The organism is Kitasatospora sp. MY 5-36 (assembly GCF_001182915.1).
Taxonomy (GTDB): Bacteria; Actinomycetota; Actinomycetes; order Streptomycetales; family Streptomycetaceae; genus Kitasatospora.
Genome location: NZ_LFVW01000679.1, coordinates 1 through 6,051 on the forward strand (window position 1 = coordinate 1; position 6,051 = coordinate 6,051).

General features: G+C 74.9%; 7 protein-coding genes and 1 pseudogene. 6 read left to right on the forward strand and 2 right to left on the reverse strand.

The features are described 5' to 3' along the window. Both AE652_RS33415 and AE652_RS33420 read left to right on the forward strand, forming a co-directional pair. Positions 1–244: pseudogene (locus tag AE652_RS33415) on the forward strand (futalosine hydrolase); the annotation flags it as partial. 11 nt (positions 245–255) lie between these two features. Then, positions 256–1,107 carry a 1,4-dihydroxy-6-naphthoate synthase gene (locus AE652_RS33420; RefSeq protein ID WP_079272738.1) on the forward strand — a complete coding sequence of 284 codons (852 nt, stop codon included), beginning with the start codon at positions 256–258 and terminating at the stop codon, positions 1,105–1,107. 49 nt (positions 1,108–1,156) lie between these two features. On the opposite strand, the gene AE652_RS49340 is transcribed toward AE652_RS33420, so the two are convergent. Then, a complete protein-coding gene (locus AE652_RS49340) occupies positions 1,157–1,540 on the reverse strand; it encodes a cold-shock protein (RefSeq protein ID WP_049658465.1) in 384 nt (127 codons plus the stop codon). A gap of 470 nt (positions 1,541–2,010) precedes the next feature. On the opposite strand from AE652_RS49340, the gene AE652_RS33430 reads away from it, so the two are divergent. Then, a complete protein-coding gene (locus AE652_RS33430; protein ID WP_049658468.1) occupies positions 2,011–2,250 on the forward strand; it encodes a hypothetical protein in 240 nt (79 codons plus the stop codon). A gap of 45 nt (positions 2,251–2,295) precedes the next feature. Here the strand turns inward: AE652_RS33430 and AE652_RS33435 are convergent, their stop codons facing one another. Further along, on the reverse strand, positions 2,296–2,925 hold the full coding sequence (locus tag AE652_RS33435; RefSeq protein ID WP_049658472.1) for an HAD family hydrolase: 630 nt from the start codon (positions 2,923–2,925) through the stop codon (positions 2,296–2,298). Between the two features lie 99 nt (positions 2,926–3,024). On the opposite strand from AE652_RS33435, the gene AE652_RS33440 reads away from it, so the two are divergent. Genes AE652_RS33440 through AE652_RS33450 form a run of 3 tightly spaced genes read left to right on the forward strand, consistent with a single transcriptional unit; the run spans position 3,025 to position 5,959 of the window. Next, positions 3,025–4,068 (forward strand): iron ABC transporter permease, encoded by a 1,044-nt coding sequence (locus tag AE652_RS33440; protein WP_049658474.1) that lies wholly within the window; start codon positions 3,025–3,027, stop codon positions 4,066–4,068. Beyond that, positions 4,065–5,141, forward strand: coding sequence for an iron chelate uptake ABC transporter family permease subunit (locus AE652_RS33445; protein WP_049658477.1), 1,077 nt, complete (start codon positions 4,065–4,067; stop codon positions 5,139–5,141). The genes AE652_RS33440 and AE652_RS33445 overlap by 4 nt, the downstream gene beginning before the upstream one ends. Then, entirely contained in the window at positions 5,141–5,959 is an 819-nt protein-coding gene (locus tag AE652_RS33450) for an ABC transporter ATP-binding protein (RefSeq protein WP_049658480.1), read from the forward strand. The genes AE652_RS33445 and AE652_RS33450 overlap by 1 nt, the downstream gene beginning before the upstream one ends. Positions 5,960–6,051 lie beyond the last annotated feature (92 nt).

The following is a 6,051-nucleotide window of genomic DNA, read 5'->3' on the forward strand; positions in this document are numbered from 1 at the left end:
CGAGCGCGCCGCCGCGCTGGCCACCCGCCACCCGGGCGCCGTCGCCGAGGCGATGGAGGGCTTCGGCGTGGCCGAGGCCGCCGCCCGGTACGGCGTGCCGGCCCTCGAACTGCGCACCGTGTCCAACCCGGTGGGCCCGCGCGACCGGGCCGCCTGGCGGATCGGCGAGGCGCTGGCCGCCCTGGAACGGGCCTTCGCCGCCCTGCCCGTCCACGAGCTGGCATCCGCACCACGAACCGATTGAGGAGGCCGGCCGTGGCTGAACGGCTGAGCATCGCGTACTCGCCCTGCCCGAACGACACCTTCGTCTTCCACGCCTGGGCGCACGGCCTGGTGCCCGGGGCGGACGCCCCCGAGGTGACCTTCGCCGACATCGACATCACCAACGGGCAGGCCGAGCGCGGCGAGCTGGACGTGCTGAAGATCAGCTACGGCGCGCTGCCCTGGGTCCTGGAGCAGTACGCCCTGCTGCCCTGCGGCGGCGCGCTGGGCCGCGGCTGCGGCCCGCTGGTGCTCACCCTGCCGGGCGTGGACTCCCCCGCCGACCTGGCCGGGAAGACCGTCGCGGTGCCCTCCGAGCGCTCCACCGCCTACCTGCTGTTCCGGCTCTGGGCGGCGAAGGCGGTGCCGGGCGGCTTCGGCGAGATCGTCGTCCTGCCGTTCCACGAGATCATGCCCGCCGTCCGGGACGGCCGGGTGGACGCCGGCCTGGTCATCCACGAGGCCCGCTTCACGTACCAGCAGTACGGCCTGCACAGCCTGGCCGACATGGGCGAGGCCTGGGAGCGGGAGACCGGCCTGCCGATCCCGCTGGGCGCGATCGTCGCCCGGCGCTCGCTCGGCGCCGAGCGGCTGCGGGAGATCGCCGACGCGATCCGCTCCTCCGTCCGGCAGGCCTGGGCGGACCCGGCCGCGAGCCGCGGGTACGTGCTGGCGCACGCCCAGGAGATGGACCTGGACGTCGCCGAGCAGCACATCGGGCTGTACGTCACCGAGTTCACCGAGGACCTCGGCGAGGAGGGCTACGCGGCCGTCCGCGCGCTGCTCACCCGGGCCGCCGCGGAGGGGCTGGTGCCCCCGCTCGACCCGGGTGCGCTGGCGTTCTAGAGCGTTCCGACTTCAGCGCGTTCCGGCTCCAGGGCTGTCCGGCTCCCCGTCAGACGTCGAAGTTGTCGGCCACCGCGCGCAGCAGGCCGGCCAGCTTCTGGCCGGTCGGCTTGGCGGGGTAGCGCCCGCGCTGGAGGCCGGGCAGCACCGCGTCCAGCGTGGTGATCAGGTCCTGGACGATCGGCGCCATGTCGTCGGCGCTCCGCCGCTGGGCGGCGGCCACCGAGGGCAGTGCGTCCAGCAGCTGCACGGCCATCGCCTGGTCCCCGCGGTGGCCGGCGACCACGCCGAACTCGACCCGCTGACCCGGCTTCAGCGACGTGACACCGTCGGGCAGCGCCTTGGTGTGGACGAAGACGTCCCCGCCGTCGTCGCGCGACAGGAAGCCGAAGCCCTTCGTCTCGTTGAACCACTTGACCTGGCCGGTGGGCATCTCGAACAGTCCTCGAATGGGTGTGAGGGATCCCGGCCCTGGCCGGGGATCACTGGGTGGTGGGGAAAGGCGGCCGACCTCGGCTCGGCGCCCGTGGGCGCTCGTGGCCGGCACGCGGTCAGGAGCAGACTAACCGTCCGTCACTGCCTCATCCGCGTTCCGCGAGGGACCCGCGTTCCGAGGCCCGGTGGGGGCGGCGGGAACGGGATCTCGCGGTCACGGGCGACCCGGCACTGGCACGGCCGGGGCGCGGCTCCGCGCGGTCCATCGGCTCACACCCCCGGGTCTGAGGACGCGGGGCGCACCTGTAGCGCCCCTCGGCACCCCGTGCATACCCCCGCTCAACAGGGATCAAAACGTTCAGCTGCCGGGAAACTGCGCAACGTGACCGGCCCGCTCCGGTGGGCCTCCCCGGCGGCCGCTCTGCCAGACTGGGGGCAGTTCCGACCGGCCCGTAGGAGTGAGCAGACGTGAGCAGCCAGAGCGCCGACCCCGGCGACGTGTACGTCAAGGCCGGGGTGATCGTCTTCGGTCTCGGCGCGCTCGCCACCCTGGTCACCTTCGTCCCGCTGTTCCTGCACCTGACGCCGCTGCCGACGGCCGCGTACTGGCTGAGCATGCTGATGCCGGCCGGCTTCCTGGCCGCGCTGACCGGACTGCTGCTGAACGCGCGGGCCCAGCGCCGCCGGATCGAGCCGGTCGAGTCCTGAGGCCCTCCGGCTCCTGAGGCCCGCGGGCCTGCTCCGGCGCCCGCCCTAGCGGTCGGCCAGGTGGCCGGCGAGCCAGTCCGGGAAGCCGGTGAGGTCGTCCAGCACCACGTCCGCGCCCGCCTCGTGGAGTTCCCGCGCGCTGTACGGGCCGGTGGGCACGCAGACCGCGAGGGCGTCGGCGTGCCGGGCCCCGCGGATGTCGCCGAGGTGGTCGCCGACGTAGACGCTCGCGCCGTGCTCGCGCAGCGCGTCGCCCTTGGTCTCCGCCCACAGGTCGCCGATCACGGTGTCCGCGGCCAGCCCGGCGTGCTCCAGGTGGAGGCGGGCGTTCGGCTCGTACTTGCCGGTGATCACCGCGACCCGGCCGCCGTGGGCGCGGACCGCCTCGACGGCGGCGTGCGCGCCGGGCAGGGCCACGGTCGGGGCGAAGGCGTGGTCGCGGTAGAGCTCGCGGTAGCGGGTGACGGCCCGCTCCACCTCGTGCTCCGGGAACCAGTTGCGGATCTCGTCCAGCAGCGGCGGGCCGAGCCGGGTGACCACCAGGTCGGCGTCGATGGGGGTGCCGGTCTCGGCGGAGAGCGCCAGGTAGGTGGCGCGGATACCCGGCCGGGTGTCCAGCAGCGTCATGTCGAGGTCGAAGCCGACGGTGAGCGGGGCGGGTGAGGTCGCGGGCATGCCGCCAGGCTACCCAACGGGTGCCCCGGGCCACGAGGCGATTTGCCCGGGCTTCACGGCGGAACTTAGGTTTGCCTGAGTTGTCAGCGGAGAGGGCCCATGACCGACACCAGCGCACCGCCCGGTGCGCCCCGCGCGCCGTACCGCGCGCCGCGGCGCCGAATACTGTGGCTGGCCGCCGCACTCGTCGTGCTGGCCGCCGCGGTGCTGCTGAGCCTGGCGGTCGGCAGCCGGACCATCCCGTTCGGCGACACGCTGGACGCCCTGCTGCACGGCGGCGACACCGCGAACGCCGTGGTGGTCCGCGAGCTGCGGGTGCCGCGCACCGTCGTCGGACTGGCCGTCGGCGCGGCGCTCGGCCTGGCCGGGGCCGTCATGCAGGGCCTGACCCGCAACCCGATCGCCGACCCCGGCATCCTCGGCGTCTCCCAGGGCGCGGCGGCCGGCGTGGTGGTCGCCATCTCCGGCTTCGGCGTCTCCACCCTCACCGGGTACGTCTGGTTCGGCTTCGCCGGCGCGGTGATCGCCACCGTGCTGGTGTACGGGCTCGCCGGGCGCGGCCGGGGCGGGGCCACGCCGATCAAGCTGGCGCTGGCCGGCTCGGCGACGTCCGCGTTCATCGCCTCGCTCAACACCCTGGTGCTGACCACCGACGCGGCCACCATGGACCAGTTCCGCTTCTGGCACGTCGGCTCGCTCTCCGGGCGGACCTCGGACGTGGCCTGGCAGCTGCTGCCGTTCCTGGCCGTCGGCACGGTGCTGGTGGTCGCGGTGGCGCGCGGACTGGACGCGCTGGCGCTCGGCGACGACACCGCGAAGGGGCTGGGCGCCAAGACCGGCCTGGTCCGGGCGGTCGGTGCGCTCGGCGCGACCGTCCTGACCGGCTCGGCGGTCGCGGCGGCCGGCCCGATCGCCTTCGTCGGCCTCGCCGTCCCGCACGCGGCCCGCGCGCTGGCCGGCGCCGACCACCGCTGGATCCTCGCCTTCTCCGCCGTCCTCGGCCCGGCGCTGCTGCTGCTCGCCGACACCCTCGGCCGGGTCCTGTTCCCGCCGTCCGAGGTCCCGGCGGGCGTGATGACGGCGCTGGTCGGCGTCCCGGTGCTGGTGGCCCTGGTCCGCCGCCGCAAGGTGGTGGCGGCATGACTCCCGTCCCCGGCACGGCATCCGTCTCCCGCAAGGTCTCGCTGCGCGGCTACACCGTCGTCCGGGCCGGGCGGGCGTCGTTCCTGGTGCACCGGCGCTCGCTGGCCGTCACCGTCGGGCTGCTGGTGGCGCTGGCGGCGACCGTGGTGGCCTCGCTCTGCCTGGGCGAGTCCACCGTCGCGCCGTCCGAGGTGGTCAAGGTGGTGCTCGGCCGACCGAGCCCGCACGAGCTGGTGGTCGGCGAGTTCCGGCTGCCCCGGGTGGTGGTCGGGCTGCTGGTCGGCCTGGCGCTCGGGCTGGCCGGGGCGCTGATCCAGACCGTCGCCCGCAATCCGCTGGCCAGCCCCGACGTGGTGGGCGTGACCTGGGGCGCGACCGCGACCGTGGTCGGTCTGATGGCGTACGGCGTGGTCGGCTCGACCGGCCAGGCCCCGTACGCGGCGGTGGCCGGCGGCCTGGTGGCCGGGCTGCTGGTGTACGCGCTGGCCTGGCGGCGCGGCCTGCACGCGCAGCGCTTCGTGCTGATCGGCATCGGCATCAGCGTCGCGCTGTCCTCGCTCACCTCCGTCTTCCTCACCAAGGGCGACGGCTTCCAGGCCCAGGCCGCCAAGGTCTGGATGACCGGCAGCCTGAACGGCGCCGGCTACGACCAGGCCGACTGGCTCGCCTGGGTGCTGCTCGCCGCCGTGCCGGTCGCGCTGTGGGCCGCCCGCGCCCAGCGGTCGATCTCCTTCGACGACGCCACCGCCGTCGGCCTCGGCCTGCGCCTGGACCGGATCCGCCTCGGCATGGCGCTGCTCGGCATCGTGCTGGCCTCGTGCGCGGCCGGGGCCGCCGGGCCGGTGGACTTCGTCGCGCTGATGGCCCCGCAGATCGCGCTGCGGCTGGCCCGCTCGGCGCAGGTCCCGCTGTTCTGCTCGGCGCTGACCGGCGCGCTGGTGGTGGTCCTCGCCGACCTGGTCGCCCGACGGCTGCTGGCTCCGACGGAGCTGCCGGTGGGCGTGGTGACCGGCCTGGTCGGCGCGCCGTACCTGATGTGGCTGCTGATCCGATCCCGCCGTGGAGGTTCCTGATGTCCGAACACCGCCTGGAGGCCCGGGGCCTCACCCTGGCCTACGAGGCGCGCACGGTCGTCGAGGACCTGGACGTGGCCGTCCCGGACGGGCGGGTGACGGTGATCGTCGGCCCGAACGCGTGCGGCAAGTCGACCCTGCTGCGGGCCCTCGGCCGGCTGCTGAAGCCGGTCCGGGGCGCGGTGCTGCTGGACGGCGAGGAGCTGGCGCGGATCCCGACCAAGCGGATCGCCCAGCGGCTCGGCCTGCTGCCGCAGTCGCCGTCCGCCCCCGAGGGCATCTCGGTGGCGGACCTGGTCGCGCGCGGCCGCCAGCCGCACCAGAGCTGGTGGCAGCAGTGGTCGCCGGAGGACGAGACGGCGGTCGCGGAGGCGCTGGAGCGCACCTCCACCGCCGAGCTGGCCGAGCGGAGCATGGACGAGCTGTCCGGCGGCCAGCGCCAGCGCGCCTGGATCGCGATGGCGCTCGCCCAGGGCACCGACATCCTGCTGCTGGACGAGCCGACCACCTACCTGGACATCGCGCACCAGGTGGAGGTGCTGGACCTGGTCCGCCGACTGAACGTCGAGCGCGGCCGGACCGTCGTCGCGGTGCTGCACGACCTCAACCAGGCCGCCCGGTACGCCGACCACCTGGTGGCGATGCGGGACGGCCGGGTGGTGGCGCAGGGCGCGCCCGGGGACGTGGTGACGGCCGAGCTGGTGCGGGAGGTGTTCGGACTGGACTCGGTGGTGGTGCCGGACCCGGTGACCGGCACGCCGCTGGTCGTGCCGGGCGCCCCGTGGGCGGCGCTCGCCCCGGACGCCACTCGCGCCTGACGGCCCGCGCTTAACGGCACTTTAAGTGCCATTTCGGACATAATCGACGGCGCCCCGACCCCACCGCGCCGCCAGAGGACCGCCGATGCCCC

Excerpts from the sequence above, each read along its gene's own strand:
- AE652_RS33450 (WP_049658480.1), top strand. The coding sequence starts at position 5,141 with ATGTCCGAACACCGCCTGGAGGCCCGGGGCCTCACCCTGGCCTACGAG.
- AE652_RS33435 (WP_049658472.1), bottom strand. The coding sequence starts at position 2,925 with ATGCCCGCGACCTCACCCGCCCCGCTCACCGTCGGCTTCGACCTCGAC.
- AE652_RS33440 (WP_049658474.1), top strand. The coding sequence starts at position 3,025 with ATGACCGACACCAGCGCACCGCCCGGTGCGCCCCGCGCGCCGTACCGC.
- AE652_RS33445 (WP_049658477.1), top strand. The coding sequence starts at position 4,065 with ATGACTCCCGTCCCCGGCACGGCATCCGTCTCCCGCAAGGTCTCGCTG.
- AE652_RS49340 (WP_049658465.1), bottom strand. The coding sequence starts at position 1,540 with ATGCCCACCGGCCAGGTCAAGTGGTTCAACGAGACGAAGGGCTTCGGC.